At 60.7% G+C, this 19,630-nt stretch carries 18 protein-coding genes; 6 read left to right on the top strand and 12 right to left on the bottom strand.

The features are described from left to right. Positions 1–3 precede the first annotated feature (3 nt). The 6 genes from urtE to urtA all read right to left on the bottom strand — a co-directional run bounded on the left by urtE (position 4) and on the right by urtA (position 6,614). Positions 4–699, bottom strand: coding sequence for an urea ABC transporter ATP-binding subunit UrtE (urtE, locus tag HCO70_RS06600; protein WP_172294227.1), 696 nt, complete (start codon positions 697–699; stop codon positions 4–6). A gap of 3 nt (positions 700–702) precedes the next feature. After that, complete coding sequence (urtD, locus tag HCO70_RS06595; RefSeq protein ID WP_172294225.1) at positions 703–1,443, bottom strand: urea ABC transporter ATP-binding protein UrtD; 741 nt, start codon at positions 1,441–1,443, stop codon at positions 703–705. Beyond that, a complete protein-coding gene (gene urtC / locus HCO70_RS06590) occupies positions 1,440–2,651 on the bottom strand; it encodes an urea ABC transporter permease subunit UrtC (RefSeq protein ID WP_253913213.1) in 1,212 nt (403 codons plus the stop codon). Before urtC ends, urtD begins: the two co-directional genes overlap by 4 nt. 115 nt (positions 2,652–2,766) lie before the next feature. Further along, positions 2,767–3,171 (bottom strand): DUF6636 domain-containing protein, encoded by a 405-nt coding sequence (locus HCO70_RS06585; RefSeq protein ID WP_172294221.1) that lies wholly within the window; start codon positions 3,169–3,171, stop codon positions 2,767–2,769. 109 nt (positions 3,172–3,280) lie between these two features. After that, the gene (urtB, locus tag HCO70_RS06580; protein ID WP_172294219.1) at positions 3,281–5,275 is read right to left on the bottom strand and encodes an urea ABC transporter permease subunit UrtB; all 1,995 of its coding nucleotides are present in this window, start codon (positions 5,273–5,275) and stop codon (positions 3,281–3,283) included. 55 nt (positions 5,276–5,330) lie between these two features. After that, a complete protein-coding gene (gene urtA, locus HCO70_RS06575; RefSeq protein WP_172294217.1) occupies positions 5,331–6,614 on the bottom strand; it encodes an urea ABC transporter substrate-binding protein in 1,284 nt (427 codons plus the stop codon). A 436-nt stretch (positions 6,615–7,050) separates the two neighbouring features. Here urtA and HCO70_RS06570 point away from each other — a divergent pair, with 436 nt between their 5' ends. The 3 genes from HCO70_RS06570 to HCO70_RS06560 are packed head-to-tail and all read left to right on the top strand — an operon-like array spanning position 7,051 to position 10,683. Further along, a complete protein-coding gene (locus HCO70_RS06570) occupies positions 7,051–8,604 on the top strand; it encodes a glycosyl hydrolase (RefSeq protein ID WP_172294215.1) in 1,554 nt (517 codons plus the stop codon). Continuing rightward, the gene (locus HCO70_RS06565) at positions 8,604–9,338 is read left to right on the top strand and encodes an HAD-IIB family hydrolase (RefSeq protein WP_172294213.1); all 735 of its coding nucleotides are present in this window, start codon (positions 8,604–8,606) and stop codon (positions 9,336–9,338) included. The genes HCO70_RS06570 and HCO70_RS06565 overlap by 1 nt, the downstream gene beginning before the upstream one ends. Positions 9,339–9,375: 37 nt before the next feature. Further along, complete coding sequence (locus HCO70_RS06560; protein ID WP_172294211.1) at positions 9,376–10,683, top strand: glycosyltransferase; 1,308 nt, start codon at positions 9,376–9,378, stop codon at positions 10,681–10,683. Between the two features lie 3 nt (positions 10,684–10,686). Here the strand turns inward: HCO70_RS06560 and HCO70_RS06555 are convergent, their stop codons facing one another. Both HCO70_RS06555 and eutB read right to left on the bottom strand, forming a co-directional pair. Continuing rightward, positions 10,687–11,673 (bottom strand): cyclodeaminase, encoded by a 987-nt coding sequence (locus tag HCO70_RS06555; RefSeq protein WP_172294209.1) that lies wholly within the window; start codon positions 11,671–11,673, stop codon positions 10,687–10,689. Continuing rightward, positions 11,663–12,667: a hydroxyectoine utilization dehydratase EutB gene (eutB, locus tag HCO70_RS06550; protein WP_172294207.1), complete on the bottom strand. Its 1,005-nt coding sequence runs from the start codon at positions 12,665–12,667 to the stop codon at positions 11,663–11,665. The genes HCO70_RS06555 and eutB overlap by 11 nt, the downstream gene beginning before the upstream one ends. A 111-nt stretch (positions 12,668–12,778) precedes the next feature. Between eutB and HCO70_RS06545 the strand changes: the two genes are divergently transcribed. Further along, positions 12,779–13,411 (top strand): AAA family ATPase, encoded by a 633-nt coding sequence (locus HCO70_RS06545; RefSeq protein WP_172294205.1) that lies wholly within the window; start codon positions 12,779–12,781, stop codon positions 13,409–13,411. A gap of 157 nt (positions 13,412–13,568) precedes the next feature. Here the strand turns inward: HCO70_RS06545 and HCO70_RS06540 are convergent, their stop codons facing one another. Beyond that, complete coding sequence (locus HCO70_RS06540; protein ID WP_216665283.1) at positions 13,569–14,297, bottom strand: hypothetical protein; 729 nt, start codon at positions 14,295–14,297, stop codon at positions 13,569–13,571. 280 nt (positions 14,298–14,577) lie between these two features. On the opposite strand from HCO70_RS06540, the gene HCO70_RS06535 reads away from it, so the two are divergent. After that, a complete protein-coding gene (locus tag HCO70_RS06535; RefSeq protein ID WP_216665282.1) occupies positions 14,578–16,128 on the top strand; it encodes a phage integrase SAM-like domain-containing protein in 1,551 nt (516 codons plus the stop codon). Positions 16,129–16,155: 27 nt separating this feature from the next. On the opposite strand, the gene HCO70_RS06530 is transcribed toward HCO70_RS06535, so the two are convergent. Then, on the bottom strand, positions 16,156–16,686 hold the full coding sequence (locus HCO70_RS06530) for a hypothetical protein (protein ID WP_172294199.1): 531 nt from the start codon (positions 16,684–16,686) through the stop codon (positions 16,156–16,158). Between the two features lie 75 nt (positions 16,687–16,761). Here HCO70_RS06530 and HCO70_RS06525 point away from each other — a divergent pair, with 75 nt between their 5' ends. After that, the gene (locus HCO70_RS06525; protein ID WP_172294197.1) at positions 16,762–17,112 is read left to right on the top strand and encodes a DUF2513 domain-containing protein; all 351 of its coding nucleotides are present in this window, start codon (positions 16,762–16,764) and stop codon (positions 17,110–17,112) included. Between the two features lie 458 nt (positions 17,113–17,570). On the opposite strand, the gene HCO70_RS06520 is transcribed toward HCO70_RS06525, so the two are convergent. Beyond that, complete coding sequence (locus tag HCO70_RS06520) at positions 17,571–18,278, bottom strand: GIY-YIG nuclease family protein (protein WP_172294195.1); 708 nt, start codon at positions 18,276–18,278, stop codon at positions 17,571–17,573. Positions 18,279–18,379: 101 nt separating this feature from the next. Next, the gene (locus tag HCO70_RS06515) at positions 18,380–19,018 is read right to left on the bottom strand and encodes a hypothetical protein (RefSeq protein WP_172294193.1); all 639 of its coding nucleotides are present in this window, start codon (positions 19,016–19,018) and stop codon (positions 18,380–18,382) included. Positions 19,019–19,630 lie beyond the last annotated feature (612 nt).

Here is a 19,630-nt window from a genome sequence, read left to right as displayed (position 1 = left end):
CGGTCAGACGGAGACGGCGGCGAGCAGCTTGTCGCGTTCAAGGTCCGACTTCGCGCCGGACATGGTGACCGCGCCGCGTTCGAGGACGTAGAACCTGTTGGCGAGGTCGTAGGCGAAGGCGAAGTACTGTTCGACGAGGATGATCGCCATGCCGCCCTTGTCGCGCAGGTATTCGATGACGCGGCCGATCTGCTGGATGATGTTGGGCTGGATGCCCTCGGTCGGTTCGTCCAGCAGCAGGACCTTGGGCTTGGTGAGCATCGCGCGGGCGATGGCGAGCTGCTGCTGCTGGCCGCCGGACAGGTCGCCGCCGCGGCGGTTCATGAATTCCTTGAGGATCGGGAACAGTTCGAAGATCTCGTCGGGGACGAAATGTTCCGACTTCGGCAGGCAGGCATAGGCGGTTTCGAGATTCTCGCGCACGGTCAGGAGCGGGAAGATGTCCCTGCCCTGCGGCACGTAGCCGATGCCCTTCTGCGCCAGAACGTGCGCCGGGACCTTGCCGATTTCCTCTCCATCCAGCCGGTAATCCCCGGCGGATCGCTGATGCGTTCCCGACAGCGCCTTCAGGAGAGAGGTCTTGCCGACGCCATTGGTGCCCATGACGCAGGTCACTTCGCCCTCGGCGGCGGCGAGGTCGATCCCGTAGAGGATCTGCGAGCCGCCGTAGTGCAGGGTCAGGTCCTTGATTTCCAACATCGTTCAGCGCCCCAGATACACTTCGATGACTTCCTTGTTCTGCGTCACGTGGTCAATCGAACCCTCGGCCAGAACCGACCCTTCGTGCAGCACCGTCACCTTGCATTCCAGCCGGCGGACGAATTCCATGTCATGCTCGACAACCACGACCGCGCGCGTCTTGGCGGCCTCTTTCAGCAGGTCGGTCGTGTGTTCGCGCTCGGCAGGGGTCATGCCCGCGGCGGGTTCGTCCACCAGCAGAAGCTGCGGCTCCTGCGCCAGAAGCATGCCGATCTCCAGCCATTGCTTCTGGCCGTGCGACAGTTCGCCGGACTTCCGCGCGAGTTGCTGTTCCAGCCCGATTTCCTCGGCCAGCTCGACGACACGTGCCTTGTCGGCGTTGCTGGGCTTGTAGAACAGGACGGACCACGGGGTGCGGTTGTTCTTCAGGGCCATCAGCAGGTTGTCGAAGACCGACTGATCCTCAAAGACGGTGGGCCGCTGGAATTTGCGCCCGACGCCGGCCTGCGCGATCTTGGCCTCGGACATGCGCAGGAGCGAGACCGACTTGTCGCCCCAGAGGACGCTGCCCTCGTCGGGCCTGGTCTTGCCGGTGACGATGTCCATGAAGGTGGTCTTGCCGGCGCCGTTCGGGCCGATGACGGCGCGGAGTTCCGCCGTGTCGATGGAGAAGGACAGGTTGTTGATCGCCTTGAACCCGTCGAAGGAGACGGAGACGCCGGAGACTTCCAGAAGACGGCTCATTCGTCAGCCTCCTGTTCACGCAGGCTGCCCTGATCGGGGCCCAGGTCGGCGCCGTGGCGTTCGGGCGTCCGGCGTTCGGCGATGATGTCGAAGATGCCGCCGATGCCTTTCGGGAAGAACAGCGTGACGAGAACGAAGGACAGGCCCAGCAGGATCAGCCACCAGTCGACCCAGTGTATCGTGTAGAAGCCGAGGTTGATGTCGGGCGCCTGCCCGCCGGTGAACCATGTGGAGACGAGGCTGACGAACGCGGCGCCGATGACCGCGCCATAGAGCCGGCCCCTGCCCCCGATGGCGACCCAGACAGCGAGGTAGATCGAGGCGATTGGTGCAATCTCTGCCGGGTTGATGATGCCGGCCTGCGGGTAATAGAGCGCGCCGGCGATGCCGGCGATCACGGCGGTCAGGGTGAAGACGAAAAGCTTGTAGCCCTCGACCGAGTAACCGAGGAAGCGCACGCGCGCCTCGTCATCCCGGATGCCGCGTATCACCGAGCCGAATTTGCCCGAGACGACCCAGGCGCAGAGGACGTAGCCCAGCCCGAGCGCCAGCGCCGACCCCCAGAGAAACCACATCGACACCACCGACTGTGGCGCCGAGACGCCTGGCAGGTTCTGCAGGCCCGAGAGGCCGTTATTGCCCCGGAGGCCGCTGTCGTTCTGGAACAGGTAGAGCGACAGCGCCAAAGTCATCGCCTGCGTCAGGATCGACAGGTAGACGCCGGTGACGCGGGAGCGGAAGGCGAGCCAGCCGAAGACCAGCGCCAGCAGGCCGGGCAACAGCACGACCGCCAGAAGCTGTAGCGGTAATGAATGGGCTGTGGCCCAGACCGGCGGGAATTCGGAGGCGCCGACGACGCCGAAGATCTGCGTCGCGATGCCGTCGGATATCTCCTGTGGCGTCGGCGGCAGGGCCGCGTTGGCCATCGAGTCGACCACGATCAGCCGGGTCCGTTCGTACATCAGCCACATGCCGATGGCATAACCGCCGAGACCGAAGAAGGCGAAATGGCCAAGCGAGAGGATGCCGGTGTAGCCCCAGACCAGATCCATCGCGAGGGCGACAAGGCAGAGGCAGAGCGTCTTGCCCAGCGTCTTGATGAAGGAGGTGGAGATCACGCCGATCCCGAAACCTTCCGACAGGATCGTCACGCCCACCGTGAAGATCGCGAGGCAGGCGAGGAAGATCAGCACCGAGGGGTGGCGCATGACGAATGGCTTTGCGCGCGGTGCGCCGCCATCCGGGTAGGAGGCGGAGAGAGTGGAGGTCTGGTCGGTCATGCCGCGCCCCCCGCATGTCCGGCCGTTCCGGGGCGACCGGAGGTCAGTAGACGCTCTGGCGCGCCCTCGACAGGAAGAAGCCGTGGCCGTCCAGGTTCGAACACTGGAATCCGGTGCGTTCCGACAGGCAGGTGATGCCGCCGAATTCGCCGGTTACCCCGTAGGGCGCCTTGTCCGAGTACGACAGGTTCTTCGGCGGCGGGGCACATTGCATTTCCACCGGGCCGCGCTCTCGCAGCATGAAGCGATGCCCCCAGACCTGCGCGCAATCCGCAGGCCACGGACGCGCCGGCGGGCCGTTCTTCTGAATGATCTCGCAAATGATATCCGCGGAGTTCCGCCCGATCCCCACCGAGCATTCGATGTTCCCCGACGGCGTTTCGAAGCTGAAGACATCCGCCATCGCGGGAGACGCGGTCAACGCCACGAGCAGTGCAATCCAACGCATTGAGACTATTCCTGTTTTCAATTCGATCCGTACCGGCAGAATATGCCTTGGCCCCGGCGCCGGGAAGCGGCTTGCGCGCGGCAGAGCGTGTCGGTCGTAACAGCATGCCCTAAGCCTCCGCCGCGCGGCCCTTGAGGGCGATGAGACCCCTTGGCCGGAACTGGATGAAGATGATGATGAAGATGATCATGTAGGTCTGCGCCGCCAGCGTGTTCGACGGGTTGAACCACTCGATGAACTTCTGCAGGAAGCCGATCAGCGTGGCGCCCAGCAGCGTGCCCCAGATGTTGCCGACGCCGCCTACGACCACTGTCATGAAGCTTTGCACGATATAGGCCTGGCCGAGTTCCGAGGTGACCTGTGCATAGAGGCCGATGGCGACGCCCGCGATGCCGGCGATGCCGGAGCCGAGGCCAAAGGTCAGCATGTTGATGCGGTCGGGGTTGATCCCCATCGAGGCGGCCATGCGCGGGTTCTGAGTAACAGCGCGCACCTCTAGCCCGACGCGGGTGCGGTTCATGATGAACAGGAAGACGCCGAGGAAGATCAGCGCGAGGACGAAGATCGCGATGCGGATGTAGCTGATCGAGACCACGTCGTTGATGACCATCGCGCCGCCCAGCCAGTCGGGCGAGGTCAGCGGCCGCGCCTGGGTACCGAAGATGTTCTTTGCCAGCTGCTGCAGCGCGATCGAGATGCCGAAGGTGGCGAGCAGGGTTTCGAGCGGACGGTGGTAGAGGTGGCGGATCACCAGCCGTTCCATCGCGACGCCCGCCGCGAAGGTGACGACGAAGGCCGCCGGGATCGCGATGGCGATGGAGACGGTGTAGTCGGGCACGATCTGCTGCACGACGTAGCCGGTATAGGCGCCCATCATGATGAACTCGCCATGCGCCATGTTGATGACGCGCATCACGCCGAAGGTGATGGCGAGGCCGATGGCGGCGAGGAAGTAGATCGAGGCGAGCGACAGCGCGTCGAGCGTCAGGTCGAGGAACTGGTTCACCGCGACGGTGGTGTCGATGGATTGCAGCGCGGCGGCGGCGGCAAGCGCCACCTGCGGCGAGGTGGCGGTGTAGACGGTGTAGAAAGAGAAGTTGGCGAGGATGTCGTCGATCTCGCTTTCGGTCGCGGCGGCGTTGACGGTGCCGGCCTCGACGAGGGCGTCGTAGGCCATGTCGCGGGCGGTGTCGGTGTCGAGGCTGGCGACTTCGATGCCGGCCACCTTGCCGTTGTCGATGTTCGCGATCAGCGCGGCCTTCTGGTCATTGCGGTTGATCAGCGGCGGCGCGAGGTCGTTGGAGACGAGGATGCGGTAGGCTTCGTCATAGGGGAGTTCCTCGGACCCGGCCTTGAGTTCGTCGGCCAGCGCGGGATCTTCCGGCACCTCGCCCTCGGCCGCCATGATGCGGGTGGCGAGGAGCGGGTTGAGCGTGGCGCGGACGTCGACGCCGAGGTCGCCGTGGAAGCTTTCGATGGCCTCGATCTTTTCTTCATCCGTTTCGCCGAAGCGGATGGTCAGCAGGCGTTCTAGGCGCTGCATGCGGGCCTGGATGGCGGCGTTTTCCTCTTCGCCCATGGCGGCGCGCAGGGTGGCGAGGTGGGATTCCTCGGCGTCGCGCTCGATCGCGGCGAGGGCGCCGGAGCGAACGATGGGGGACGGATCTTTCAACTGGAAGCGGACCAGCGCGGCGCCCATCAGAGCGCGGATGCCGCTGTTGGGCTTGAGCTGGTCCATGTCGTCCTCGAGGACGGTTTCCAGCTCTTCCCTGGTAGCGATGTCGAAGAGTTTCAGCAGGTCCTCGCCGTCCGCATCCTCGCCGGCCTCTTCGACGAAGTAGAACAGCCCGGTTTCCTCGTTCTGCCACATCTCGCGCGCCTGCCATTTTTCCAGCACTTCGCGCGCGGCGGGAAGGCCGCTGTCGGCGAGCGCGTCGATGGCTGGCTGGATCGTGGTACGGGAGGATTTCTCGATTATCTCGCGGTGCTGCTGCAGCAGCGCCTGGATCTCGGACAGGTCCGTGGCGGTATCGTCCTGGGCGGAGGCCAGGGTCGCGAGACACGCCAGAAGGCTCGCGATCAGAGTGCAAAGGATGCGTGTCATGCCTGCGCCCTTAAAGGGGTGCGCGGGAGGCTCATCGCCCCCCGCGCCGGTCAGTTTAGTAGTTCGACTTGATCTGAACGCAGGTCGAGGTCTCGGTGTTGTACATACCGCATTCGAGATCCTTCCAGTCCGACTTCAGGACAGCGGATTCCGGCAGGAAATCGGTCCAGGCATCGCCCGGAACCGGGTCGGTTTCCGAGATGATGTCGAACTGGCCGTCCTCGAGGATCTCGCCGATCAGAACCGGCTTGGACAGGTGGTGGTTCACGCCCATCACGGCGGTGCCGCCGGTCAGGTTCGGGAACTCCTGGCCCCACATGGCCGAGCGTACTGCGTCGACGTCGGTGGTTTCAGCCTCGGTGACCGCGTTCACCCACATGTTGAAGCCGATGTAGTGCGCTTCCATCGGGTCATTGGTCACGCGGGCATCGTCGCCGATGAACTCGTGCCAGGCTTCGATGAACGCTTCGTTCTCGTCGGTATCGGCGGACATGAAGTAGTTCCAGGCTGCCAGGTGGCCGACAAGGTTCGACGTGTCGAGGCCCGACAGTTCTTCCTCACCCACCGAGAATGCGACGACAGGGATATCGTCGGCCGAGATACCGGCGGCGGCGAGTTCCTTGTAGAAGCCGACGTTGGCGTCGCCGTTGATGGTCGAGATCACGCCGACTTTCTTGCCGTCGGCGCCGAGCGCCACGACGTCAGCCACGATCTTGGACCAGTCGGAATGGCCGAAGGGGGTGTAGTTGACGAAGATGTCTTCCTCGGCGATGCCCTTATCCTTCAGGTAGGACTCGAGGATGTTGTTGGTCGTCCGCGGGTAGACATAGTCGGTGCCCAGCAGCGCGAATTTCTCGACGCCCAGTTCTTCAAGGTAGTAATCGGTGGCCGGGATCGCCTGCTGGTTCGGCGCGGCGCCGGTGTAGAAGACGTTCTTGGAGGATTCTTCACCCTCGTACTGCACCGGGTAGAAGAGCAGGCCGTTCAGTTCCTCGATGACCGGCAGGACCGATTTCCGCGACACGGAGGTCCAGTTGCCGAAGATCACGTCGACTTCGTGCACGGTCAGCAGTTCGCGGGCCTTTTCGGCAAAGAGCGGCCAGTCCGAGGCCGGGTCGACGACGACGGCTTCGAGTTCGCAGCCCAGCAGGCCGCCTTTCTCGTTCTGCTGATCCACGAGCATCAGCATCGTGTCTTTCAGCGTGGTTTCGGAAATCGCCATGGTGCCCGACAGCGAATGCAGAACGCCGACCTTGATCGGGCAATCCTGCGCCAGGGCCGGGCCGGAGATGGCCAGGCCGGCGGTCGCGCCGAGCAGAGCCTTGGTGAATTTCGACATATGTCTCTTCCCTTCAGAAATATGCCGGAGAGGGATCATGCCGCAGGACATGCGGCACGTAGGTCGGTTGATCTGTCACGCTGATAACCGGTACATCCCCCTCGCAGCTTTTGTTGCACCCGTGCGGTGGTGGGAGAACTGCCAGGAACGACCGCCACCGCACATCCGGGTCGCCGATGCGAGATTCGACGGGTCCCGAGCAGTTTCATACGGGCGGCGGTCGCGCCACGCATCGGAATGGTCGGAAATGGTCTTCGGCCAAAATGCACTTCGGAATTTGTGGCGCAAAATTAGGCGCTATTCTGATTGCCGCCTAATTTATGGTCGGTTCTTGATGTGACTGTATCCAATGTTGCATTCGACGCCACGTCAACCGGGGCTGTTGATCACATGGCGCCTGTTTGCATCTGCGGTTCCTGCGATCCATGATCGCGCTATGTACGCCAGTCACGGTTTCCTTCGTTCCGACATCGGCGATGTCGACGTCGTCTATCACGACGGCATCTATCATCTGTTCCACCTGGTTCTGCCGAACCACGATTTCATTGCCCACGCAGTGAGCCGCGACGGCATGACGTGGCGCCGCGTGAAGAACGCCCTGTTCGTCGACGATCCCGGCGCCTGGGACGATGACATGCTGTGGACGATGCATGTGACCCGCGACCCGGACGACGACGCCAGCTGGCGGATGTTCTACACCGGGCTGAGCCGGACCGAGTATGGGCGGGTGCAGCGGATCGGCGTGGCGCGGTCCAAGGACCTTTACAACTGGACCCGCTGCAACAGCGGCAAGTACCCGCTGGAAATCTCGCCGGAATGGTACGAGGCGAACGCCGACGAGGGCCGGAACTGGGTCAGTTTCCGCGATCCGTTCTTCTATCACGACCGGGAAACCGGCGAGCGGCTGCTGCTGGCGGCCGGCCGGGTGAAGGACGGGCCGATCGTGCGGCGCGGATGCGTCAGCCTCGCCCGCGAGGTGGAAACGGACCGCTGGGAATTCGGCCCGCCGCTTTACAAGCCGGGCCTCTATGACGATGTCGAAGTGCCGAACCTGTTCTGGCTGAACGGCCGGTATTACCTGATCGGGTCGATCCGTGAGGATGTGAAGATCCACTACTGGACCTCGGACGAGCTGACGGGGCCGTTCCGGAACTTTGCCGACAATGTGCTGTTGCCGAAAGGGAATTACGCGGCGCGGATCTGCCGGGCGGGTGACAAGCTGCTGCTGTTCAACTTCTTCCAGCGGAAGGAAGTCATCTATGGCCGCGAGACCATCGCGCGCATGCTGCCGCCGCCGAAGGAGCTGGTGACCGATACGCGCGGGCGGCTGATGCTGAAATCCTTCAGCCAATTCGACAAGATCGTTCGCAACCCGTTCAAGGTGACCAACCCGGCCGAGATTGAAACGTTGCTGGGCAATCCGCATGCGACGATTTCCAACGAGGGCGGCGCGCTGCATGTGGGATGCCTGAGCGGTTACGAGGCGTTCCTGCTGCCGGGCGAGCATCAGGATTTCCGCCTACGGGCGAAGATGTCGATGGAGGGGATCGGCAAGTGCGGACTGGTGTTCCGGATGTCGGACGAGGCGGATGGCTATTACCTGGCGCTCGATCTGGTGAAGGGCTATGCGCAGCTGCGGCGCTGGGGCGCCAATCCGCGGCCGGAGTTCGAGTTCGCGTTCCAGTACGAGAGCCTGCAGAGCGGCAATTTCGTGCCCTACCCGGCCAGCAAGGACCTGAACCTCGAGATTGTTACACACGGGATGTATATCGAGTTCTCGATCAACGGGCAGGTGACGCTTTGCGTGGTGGACGATGCCTATGACGAGGGCCGTGTCGGGTTCTACACCGAAAGCGCGCAGCTGCGGCTGGAGGACGTGACGATGGAGTGGCTGAGCCGCCCGATCACCGAGGAAGAGCCGGTCTATACCGCCACGCGCTCGCACCACGACCTGCCCGCGCATCCGCTGGAAACGCCGTTGGGAGAGTGATGGCCGCGGCCGGAGATATCGGGACGAGGCGCTGGCTGCTGGTCAGCGATATCGACGACACGCTGACCGGCGACGATGCGGCGATGGGCGTGCTGGGCGAGGCGCTGCTGGCCGGTCGGGACAGGCTGTGGTTCGCGGTGAATTCGAGCCGACCGCTGGCCAGCGTGTCGGCGACTTTGACGGATGTGTTTCCGGCGTCGCTTGTGCCCGATGCGGTGATCACCGCGCTGGGGACGGAGGTTGCGATGGGAGGCGGGCCCCTGCCCGGCTGGCAGGACCGGTTCGCGGGCTGGCCGCAGACGGAGATCTATTCGCGGATCGCGGCGCTGGGGCACGCGCCGCATGCGGCGATCTACAACACCGCGTTCAAGGTGAGTTTCGCGGTGCCGCAGGAGGCGCAGGCGGAGGTTCGGGCGGCACTGGAGGGTCTGCCCTGCCGGATCATCGCGTCCGGCACCGACGATTTCGACGTGATCCCGCCGAACGCGGGCAAGGGCGCGGCGGCGCTGCATCTGGCCGAGGTGCTGGGTGTGGCGGAGGAAAACCTGCTGGTGGCAGGCGACAGTGGGAACGATCTTGCCATGTTCGGCGTTAGCAAAGCGGGCATTGCCGTCGGCAATGCCCGTGCGGAGCTTGTGGAGGCGCTGCCGGCCGGCAGTTTCTACCACGCGAAGGCCCCCCATGCGGGCGGCGTTCTGGAGGGGCTCAGACATTACGGGGTGCTGCCGCAGTAACGCGGCCCGGCACCCAGGGCGAAAAGGAGACAGACAGATGGCTGGGGTGAAAGGCGACACGATCGGGTCGCTGATGATGATCTCATTGCATGGTTACGTGGCGGGTTCGCCGGAACTGGGCAAGCCGGATACCGGGGGTCAGGTCGTCTTTGTCATGGAGCTTGCCAAGCGTTTTGCCAGGCTCGGTTACAAAGTCGACGTTCTGACACGGCAGTTCGAGGATCAGCCCGCCGAGGACCGCATCAACGAGAACCTGCGCGTCTGGCGCATCCCCTTTGGCGGCAAGGAGTTTATCCGCAAGGAGGACATGCACGACTGGTACGGCGACTTCGTGTCGAACGTGCTGGCGGCGGTGCGGGCGAACGGGCTGCAGTACGATGTAGTGAACTCGCATTACTGGGACGCGGGCGTCTCGGGCCAGAAGATCGCCGAAGAACTGCAGATCCCGCATATCCACACGCCGCATTCGCTGGGCTGGTGGAAGCAGAAGGACATGAAATCGCTTGGCAAGGACGATGCCGAAGGAAATTACCGGTTCGAGGAGCGGATCCAGAAGGAATTCGTGCTGTACCGGTCCTGCGACCATGTGATCGTCACGTCGGAGCATCAGGCGGAACTGATCGAGGATCACTACGACCTGCCCGCGCGCCACATCACGATGATCCCGCCGGGGATCGACGAGGCGCGGTTCACGGCGGTGACCCCGTCGCAGCTGTCGGATATCCGCCAACGGCTGAAGATGTCGAAGGACGACGTCTATGTCGTGGGGCGCGCGGCCACGAACAAGGGCTATGACCTGATCATCGACGCGCTGCCGCATCTTGTCGCGATGCAGCCGAAGGCGCGGCTGGTGCTGGCGGCCGGGGCCAATTCCGACGAGGACAAGCGGCTGGTCGGCACGTGGAAGGCCAAGGCACAGGAACTGGGCGTGGCGGACCGGATCGACTGGCGCGGCTATGTCGCAGACGAGGATCTTGCCAACTACTACCGCGCGCCCGGGGTCTTCGCCCTGCCCTCCCGCTATGAGCCGTTCGGGATGACGGCCGTGGAGGCGATGGCCAGCGGCACGCCGACTGTGCTGACCACGCGCGGCGGGCTGTTCGAGCAAATCGACTTCGGCCGCCATGCGCTGGTGGCCGATCCGACCCGTCCGCAGGAATTCGCAGCGATGATCAACATGCCTATGCAGCACGAATGGCTGCGCGAGAAGCTGACGGTGGAAGGGGCGCGGTTCGCCCGCCGCACATTCGGCTGGACCGGTATCGCGCGGCGCACGGTGTCGCTGTTCGAAAGCTTCCGCGGCAAATACCTGACGCCGGAGCTGATGATCGAGGAGGACGCCTGAGCCTCAGGCGCGGATCAGCGTTCCGGCCTCGCCGAGGATGCCCATCACGTGGCTCGCAATCGCGGTGTCCTGCGCGCCGGTGCCGGTGAGATCGCAGATCGTGACGTCGCTGTTGCTGTTGCGGCCCTTGGCGGTACCGGCGATGACCTGACCGAGTTCGACCGGCGGCGGCCCCTGCCAGAGACCGAGTTGCAGCGCCGCCTCAAGTTCTCCGGACGTCTCGCACTGGCTGACGCGGTCGCAGATGTAGGTGTCGGCGGCGGTCAGGGCGTGGGGGTCGAGTTCGTGCTTGCCGGGCTGGTCGGAGCCCATGGCGGTGATGTGGAGCCCTTCGTGGAGCCAGTCGGCCTCTACAAGCGGGTCGCGTGATGGCGTTGTCGTAACGACGAGCTGCGACTGGCGGACGAGGGTTTCGGCGTCGGTCATCATTTCCGCTTCGATCCCGAGAGCATTGCCGAGATCGGCGGCGCATTTCGCCGCCCTGCCCGGATCGCGGCCCCAGACGAGGAGGCGTTTGAACGGCCGGACCAGATGTGCCGCCTGCATCTGCAGCCGCGCCTGCACACCGGTTCCGAGGACTCCGGCGGTTTCGACCTCTACCGGAGCCAGATGGCGGGCGGCGACTGCGCCGGCGGCAGCGGTGCGGATATCGGTCAGGTAGCCGTTGTCGAGGAACACCGCCTGCACGAGACCGGTCTTCGCCGAGAACAGGATCATCAGGCCGTTGAGGCTGGGCAGGCCGAGCTTCGGGTTATCGAAGAAACCGGGGCTGACCTTGATCGCGAAGCCTTCGAAGCCGGGGATGTAGGCCGTTTTCACGTCGACCTCGGCGTTCGCCTCGTGCAGGTCCATCGACAGGATCGGCGGCATCACCACGTGGCCCCCGGCCAGCGCCGCGAAGGCGCGTTCGATCACGTCGACGGCAGTTAAGTCGAGGTGGACAACCTCTCGCAGCTCCGCTTCGGTGACGATCCGGATGTCATGCGGCATAGCGGCGGCCTTTCAGGGTGACGTCACCGAGCGCGATGTCCTCGCCGGACACGATCAGGTGGAACATGGCCATGTCCACGTTGCGGCCGGTGACGATGGTGGCGGTGGGTCCTTCCGGGGTGAATTTCCCGGACAGGATTGCGGCGATGCCGACGGCGGAGGCGCCCTCGGCAACTATGCGGTCCTCGAAATACAGCACCTGCATGGCGTCGCGGATTTCTTCCTCTGATACAAGGATCGTCTCGTCGAGGTATTGGCGGCAGAGCGGGAAGGAGAGCCTGTTTTCCATGCCGATACCGCCGCCGAGGCTGTCGGCGAGGCTGGCGACTTCCTCTACCTCGACAGGATGCCCGGCGGCGATGGAGGCGTGCATGGCGGCGCCCCGGTCCATGGTGATGCCGATAAGGCGGATCCTTGGATTGATCGACTTGGCGGCGACAGCGACTCCGGCCGCCAGTCCACCGCCGGAGAGCGGAACCAGGATGGCGGAAATGTCGGGCCGCGCCTCGACCATTTCCAGGCCGATGGTGCCGTGCCCCGCGATCACATGGGGATCGTCGAAGGGGGAGATTTCCACCAGACCCTCGGACCCGACCAGACGCAGGCTTTCGGCCTGTGCCTCGTCCTGCGAGGCGCCGCAGATCTTCACCTCTGCCCCGAGGGCGCGGATGCCGTCGATCTTGGTCTGCGGCACGAGGCTGGACATGCAGATCACGGCGCGCAGACCGCGTTGGGCCGCGGCATAGGCGACGCCGCGCCCGTGGTTGCCGGTGGAGCAGCAGGTGACGCCCGTCGCATCCTCTGGCAGGGCCGCGATGGCGTTCATCGCGCCGCGCAGCTTGAAGGCGCCGATAGGCTGCAGGCTTTCCAACTTGAGCAGGATCTCGTGCCCGGTCCGCGCCGCCATGCCGGGCGACGGGATGAAGGGCGTGGCGTCTGCCCGGTGCCGGATGACTTGCCTTGCGGCGAAGATGTCTGCCAGCGAGAATTCCATTCAACTCCCCTTGCGCGGTGTTGTCCCGGGACCATAGGGGATGGGGGGCTTGAATGGGAAGGACGGGCCGGAGAATTGGCCGCAGCGGCGGCAGGACCGGGGGAGGACGCGATGGATCAGACGGGCAATGTAACGGATTTCGACGGATTGTTGGCCGTTGTGCGGGAGCGTGGCGGCGCAGGGCGCAGCGTGACGGCGGTTGCCGGGGCGCCGGGCGCGGGCAAATCGACGCTGGCGGAGGCGCTGGTGGAACGGTTGAACCGGGACGATCCGGGCAGCGCGGCGGTGTTCCCGATGGACGGGTATCATTTCGACGACATGGTTCTGGAGGCGCGCGGCTGGCGCCCGCGAAAGGGCGCGCCGCATACGTTCGACGTGGGCGGCTACGCGCATATGCTGCGGCGGCTGCGGGAGAATGCGGAGGCGGAGGTCGCGGTGCCGGTCTTCGACCGGTCGATCGAGATCGCGCGCGCCGGCGCGCGGATCATCCCCTCGACGGTGCGGTACGTGGTGACGGAGGGAAATTACCTGCTGCTGGATCAGGCGCCGTGGGACGGGCTGGCCGCGCTGTTCGATACGACGGTGTTCGTGGATGTGCCGGAGGCTGAGCTGGAGCGGCGGTTGCTGGGGCGTTGGGCTGCGCTGTCCGGCGATGCGCTGCGGGAGAAGATGGAGGGGAACGACCTGCCGAACATGCGGCTGGTGCTGGCGCAAAGCCGGGCGGCGGAGTTCGTGGTCACGTAGCGGCCGTCCCTCGGCAATCGCCGGCCAGCCTGGTTTTGTTCGGACGCATACGATGCCAGGTCGGTTGCATGCGATCAGCCGCGTCATTCGCGGCTGATCACGGTTCGTCACGCAGCGCACCCCTGAGGGCGTTCCTGCTGTGTGCCAGACGCAAGCCTTACTTACAGGATGTCAGCTTCCGCTGCCTGAAATTGCCATAAGTCTTCCAAACCATGTACCCGACATTCTCATGCGGATGGAATGCATCGGATATCCTGCTGTAACTCTTGCTTGTCGCATTCTCCCACCGCACTTCGAGTTGAATTTTGCAGTCGTCATCTGGCCACGGAATATTAAACTTTGCGTAGTGGTTATACTTGACGTTTGCCCCCCGCACGCTCTTGATCGTGTCTTTGCCGGGGCAGAATAAAAGCAATTGCACATCATCGAAGGCGTTCGCCGTATTATAGTTATATACAGTAAACAAGTACTTTTTTGTGTCCGAACTTCCCCAACTATTTACATAGGCATCCCAAAAATTGGTGTCTAAATATGTGGTCGAGGCCTTGTGTTTATTCCCCTCCGCGTCAGTGCAAGTTGTGGCATGAACCGTGGACGAGGACAGAATAGCGATAATCAAAGTCAGTGCAGAGAGCTTCCTTAGCTTTTTCATGCAGGTCTCCTGTTTTTCTTGTGGATGTCGAAGATTGCTGCCGGTTGGAATCAGCCTGTGCCAGCATTGCCTGTCCCTCGCACAGTCGCATCCGGGATGCTTGGAGATTGTATGGAGAAAACCTGGTGCCTTAGGCTGCCCGCTGCACATTTCCGGACGTCCTTCGACCGAGACCTCATCCTTCCCAACATGGACGCAGTCCGACAGGCAGGCTGCATTTGCTGCACCGGTCACTGTATCGGAAGCACGGTTCCAGGTAATTCAGGGCAAGTCACCACCCACGCCGCCATTTGCCGACAAGCGGGTTACGAGAGAATGCTGACCGGAGACTGCGGTAGATTCGAAGGAAGGTGGTGGGTGATGAGAGACTCCCAACTCCGACAATGATGAAATTTCCCTTATTTTATTGACTAGCACCTCTATGTTAGATCAAATCAGCCTCAAAATTACCATGGAAATTTGAAACTTCTACCATGGAATTCTGTTTGAGGCAGTGGCTATGTCGCATGAAAAAGTGAAGTACCTCTACCCTGCGAAAGAAGGTCGCTGGAAGTATCTGAGGGACGTACCTAAGCGCCTTCAGACCGTCTTAGGGCGAAAACGTTGGGAGTATAGCCTCGGCTCCAACCGAACAGAGGCGTTGAGAAAGTGGGCTAGGTATAGTGAGGAGCATGACACTCTTATTGCATCGTTGTCCACGGATGACGCTGTATCCGAATACCAGAACCGGAGAGACAGCGAGCAAGCTGCAGAGGCAGCACGCACCCAGACGGCACTGCTCAATCGCCCGGGCATCAAGCAATATGCTGGCATTGTGCCAGAGCTGTCAGATCTTTGGAGACCGGACACACCACGTGAGGACTGGCGGCAGACGGAACGGGTCATGAAAGACGCGCGGTCAGACGATCCGAAACAAGAATGGAAACGATTAGCCCACTTCGCTGGTTACGCGTTCGGAGATCGGGCGCATCTCAATGAACTGACACCCGAAGAGCGTGACCCATTTCAGCTTATGTTGGCAGACGCTGCCACATGCACCCCACCCTCCGACCCGACCGCGCAGGCCATCTATGAAGCTAACCATATTATTCTCAATGGACGCCTCGCTGAACTTAGCCCATACGTGTCACCGGATGCGCCCGACAGGATTCTGAAATTCTACGCGCGCTTCGCGGACTTCAAGAGCCACAAAGAACTGACGCGCGTCGATTACGAGAAGAAGTTGAAAGACTTCGTGGACAGGGTAGGCGATCTCCGTATCGGTGAAGTCACGCGCGAACACCTCAAGACGTACCGGGACGGCTTGTCAAAGCGTATGAAGGAGGTCTCGTCCGTCGTGGGCTACATGGGCGCAATCAAGGCTCTTCTTGCGTACGCCTTCGATGAAGACGAAATTCCTACGAACCCGGCGGCGGGACTCAAGATGCCATCCGACCCTAAGAGCATTGAGGATCGGAAACACCTGCCCTTCAAACCAAGCCAAGTTCTGATGATCTTGGAAAAGATCCACACCGTCTGGGCGGACGAGAACTCCAAATCAAAACTGAGTCTCGGGCGGCGGCGTCTCTACCGCCTAACCATCGAAGCACTATTGCATACGGGCGCTCGTCCCCACGAACTCTGGCGGCTGGCTCCCTCAGACGCTGGGACTCATGAGGCGCACAACTGGCACCAACGAGGCATCGACATCCGCAACACCAAAGATGGTGCTCGACTGATCCCCTGCCCCGACAAAGCACTTCCGTTTGCCGACTTCGTTCAAAATGGAGGTCTGTCTGTTTTGCAGGCCGAGAACGAAAAGGAGATCGCCAACCGGATCAAGGCCTTCAGTGGCGAACGTCAGTTCGGTAAAATTCTGACCGACCTCAATATTAAGCGCCCGCGAGTAAGCCTCTACTCGACTCGCGCGACATTTGTTTCTGCACTACAGCGAAATGGATACGGAGACGGAATGATAGAGAACATCATAGGTCATGTCGGCAGCGCCAGAATGCTGCGCCACTACAAATCACCCGAGGAAATGGACGATATGCTGGCGGCGATGCAGAGCGTTTCTTACCGCTGACGCCGCAATGTCCGCAGAAATGGTAGATTAGTCTTCGTTAATTTCACCTTCTGACGCTAAAGCAAGGCGACGATCAGATTTCACTGCCAAGGTACGTCTACGGCGACACTCCGAGTCGTAATATTCAATTGTCCAGCTTCTAAAATGAAATCTAGTTTCGAAGTAACCATCTGCGTTAACAATATCTGGATTTTCTAGGCAGCAAAACAGGCGCCTATCTTCGTTTGACCTATACTCTTTAACAGTAATGTAGGTTCCTTTATCGGTACTCGAAACAACCCCTTCTTCGTTTTCTGCAATATGTGGATCGCTGAACGGGTCGGAGAGGCGCAAGATCCAATTCAATCCGATACTCTGTACTTCCATATCCTTACTAATTGGCGCGAGTGCGCAGAAATCTTTTGAGCCGTTTTCCGCTAGAATTAGGACTTTCGGACGGCCATTTTCTTCATGAAGACATATTGCAGATAAAATATGTACACCAGAGGAGAAATATATGAACTCTCCGTGCGCACAATCCAAGAATCTTTTGACCACCATCTTTGGAAAAATCTTCACAGAACGCCTCCCATCGACCCGTAGTCGATTCCTATGCTACATTTCTTACTGTCACTTCACAGGGATCTTTGACAGATGAAAAGAGACGATGACTACATTCGTGAACTTCTGTTCGCTGCCGAAGCAGAAGATGACCCACACGTAATTGCCGTCAAGACCCTTGGCGCAGACCAAGAAGAAGTCAGGCGCATCTATCACATCGATTTGCTGTCGGATGCGGGGCTGATGGTGGAGACTGGTAAGGGAGTATTCCGCCTAACGAACCAAGGGCACGACTACATTGAAGCGATCCGAAGCGATACCGTCTGGAAGAAGACTAAGGAAGGCGCTCAGGCCGTGGGCGGTGCTACCCTGAACATGATGAAAGACATGGCTATCGCGTATCTGAAAAAGGAAGCCGCCGAAAAATTGGGCATCCAGTTTTAGCAAGGCGTCGTTTGCAGGCAAAATTGTACGAAACGAACATAGCCAAATCTGCCATTCGGAATGTGCGAATGGGAAAGAGTGACGGACCGATCACTGCACGGTGACCTCGAACCATAACTGACAAGCTCATTGGCGCGACGTAAGCGCAGAGGATAAAGGCGTTTTCCAAAAAAGAACCAACGCGCGAGTTTCGGCCTTGCGATGACCGGCCAAAGCAGTTGCAGTTTCCCATCGATTTTCCGTTGACGATGAATCAACTTCGCGCTGCAATGACAGGTGTGGAAGCGAGAGAACCTACGAGAACTACTCAATAAGTTCTCTCGCCGATACTGGCGCACCCGAGGTCCGCCGTATGCGAGGCAAAGAAGGTCACGACTTCCGCGTCCTACGCCCGATAAGGGTCGCATGCGGCGGGCTGCGCCGTCAACTTTAATTCACCTTTTGGGTGAAGCGGCAGTTTACTGAAATTTGCGGCGCTTGAATGCCCTAAGGTCCGCCGGCGTAAGTCGAAACCATTCCCCATTTGCGCGCTTGTCAGCAAAACGCCGGTGCCAGTACGCTTCAATTCCGGGTGGGTCGTCGGTGCGGATGACGTGCTCCAAGGTGACCTGTTCCGGCATCGCCACACCAACCTGTTTGACTCGGCGCTCTATGTCGGCACTCCGACCGATCTTGTAGTGATCACCGGACTTCAAGAGGTAGACGAACCCTTCGTCCGCCTTGGCGCGCGGTGTCTCGGAAGGAATTTCTGTTTCGGGCAGAAGCTCCAAGATATCCGCAAAATCCTCTTGATCCGTCGCCCATCGTGAGAGCGCAGTGACAATTCCAGCCTTGCTACCGAAGTGGTTGGTGAAAGTCGTATGACCGGGGAAATCCGGTCGTTCGCGGGCATACATGCGTATGTCAATTTCTGCCGGGACACGCTGGAAGTGGCGCACTGCCTCTGCGTATTTGCGCAGTACGTCTTCCGAGGAAAGGCGCACCTGCTTTCTGTTGGGGGCGAGCCCTGCCTCGGTGATTGCGTCGCCCCAGCTTCGCCAATAGGTTCCATACCAGTCGGCTTGATGAATGCCGGTTTCCTTCTCAAATAATAGTCGGCCCGGCGCACGCCCAATCTTATCCGAGACGCGGCGGATTTCTCCGATTATGTGCTCTTTGGTCACCATGGCGTGTTTGCCACAGTCTTCCGGTGGCGCGTAATGCAGTCAACAGTTCCGTCGGGATCTGACCGGGCCTTAGTTCGAAAGCTTTCCGACGGCGGAACGGCTCAGGCGAGGATCAGTCCGAGTTTCTTGCCACGCGCGACCTTGTAGGCAACCTGCCCTTCACTTCGGGTTTGTACCCAAGCGTCTTTCTGTTTGGCGCATTCACAGGCCAAGCGCTTGTACTCCTTGGCGATGGAGTCCAACACTGCGCCGCGATATTCGTCCAGCGCAGCACCATACAGAAACTGCGAATAGTAATCGTATGCCGTGCACTCATGCCGCAGATAGTTCACCAGATTGCGGTGGTGCGGGTCACGCAACTGCTCGATAACCGCAATTTCTACGGCTTTGAGCGACGGTGTATCAAACAACAGCCCGTCCCGAAGTGCTTCCGGCAGAATAGATTCAACGTCATGTTGCAACGCCTTGGCGCGCGTCTCTTTGGCTTTCGGTGCGGCCATTTTCGCGGACACCGACCGTTTGAGACTGCGCGCTGCATCCTCTTGGAAGCTCTTGCGCCGTTCGATTTTTTTGATGGTGCTTATAAGCCAAAATTTCATCGGCGACGCGCACTTGTAGTGAGGATTGTCGCGGTAGTCGTCGGGATCAGGCAAGTGCCTCTTCATCAAGCCGTCGGTCCATCCGCGCTCTTTAAGATCGGCGGTTCCCAAAAGTTTGCAACGGTCGTGTTTGCTCTCCAATGTAAAATTCTCCTCTCTTGTTAAAGATGAGGATCAAATAAAGGCTAACATAGTTCCCATAAAGAGGGATTGATTTATTCGGATGTAGGTTCGAAGCAGAAGAAATGGGTTTTCGTTTAGAAACAACATCTTTTTGAGTTTTAAATCTTACGAACAGATCGAAAAATATTTTCCTTACACGGTTATTTTGATAAAATAACTCCTTTCTTTCGTCATTGTTTCCCTTTTGAACAGGAGGCGGCCAAAGCGGTCAACAACTTCAGGGGGCTAACCGAGCCCAAAATTCGGAGAAATTCTGACGGCTGAACGGCTCAGGCGGGGTTACCAATACGCTAGTCTGGATCCCCTGCGGTTGGTGTGGAACGCGTCCTAGCGAACCTATCGCGACTAAACCTACATGCACACGCCGTGTGGCCCGGATCGGGGGCGCCGGGGGGAATACCCTCGTGGAGCCCCCAATATGTTCAATAATGCCATACAGTTAAAGTGACTCTGATTTCCCGCTGACGCGGGACGTCTTAAGCCATCAGTCGTGACAGCATCCATCTTTCAACGTCATATGCTCAAAGGTGAACCGACTACCGTCTCGCCAAGGGACTAGGTTGTTAGGTC

Origin of the sequence: Pseudoruegeria sp. HB172150 (genome assembly GCF_013184805.1) — a bacterium.
Taxonomy (GTDB): Bacteria; Pseudomonadota; Alphaproteobacteria; order Rhodobacterales; family Rhodobacteraceae; genus Psychromarinibacter.
The sequence above is the reverse complement of the archived record's forward strand: the minus strand, read 5'-3'. Positions and strand labels throughout refer to the sequence as shown.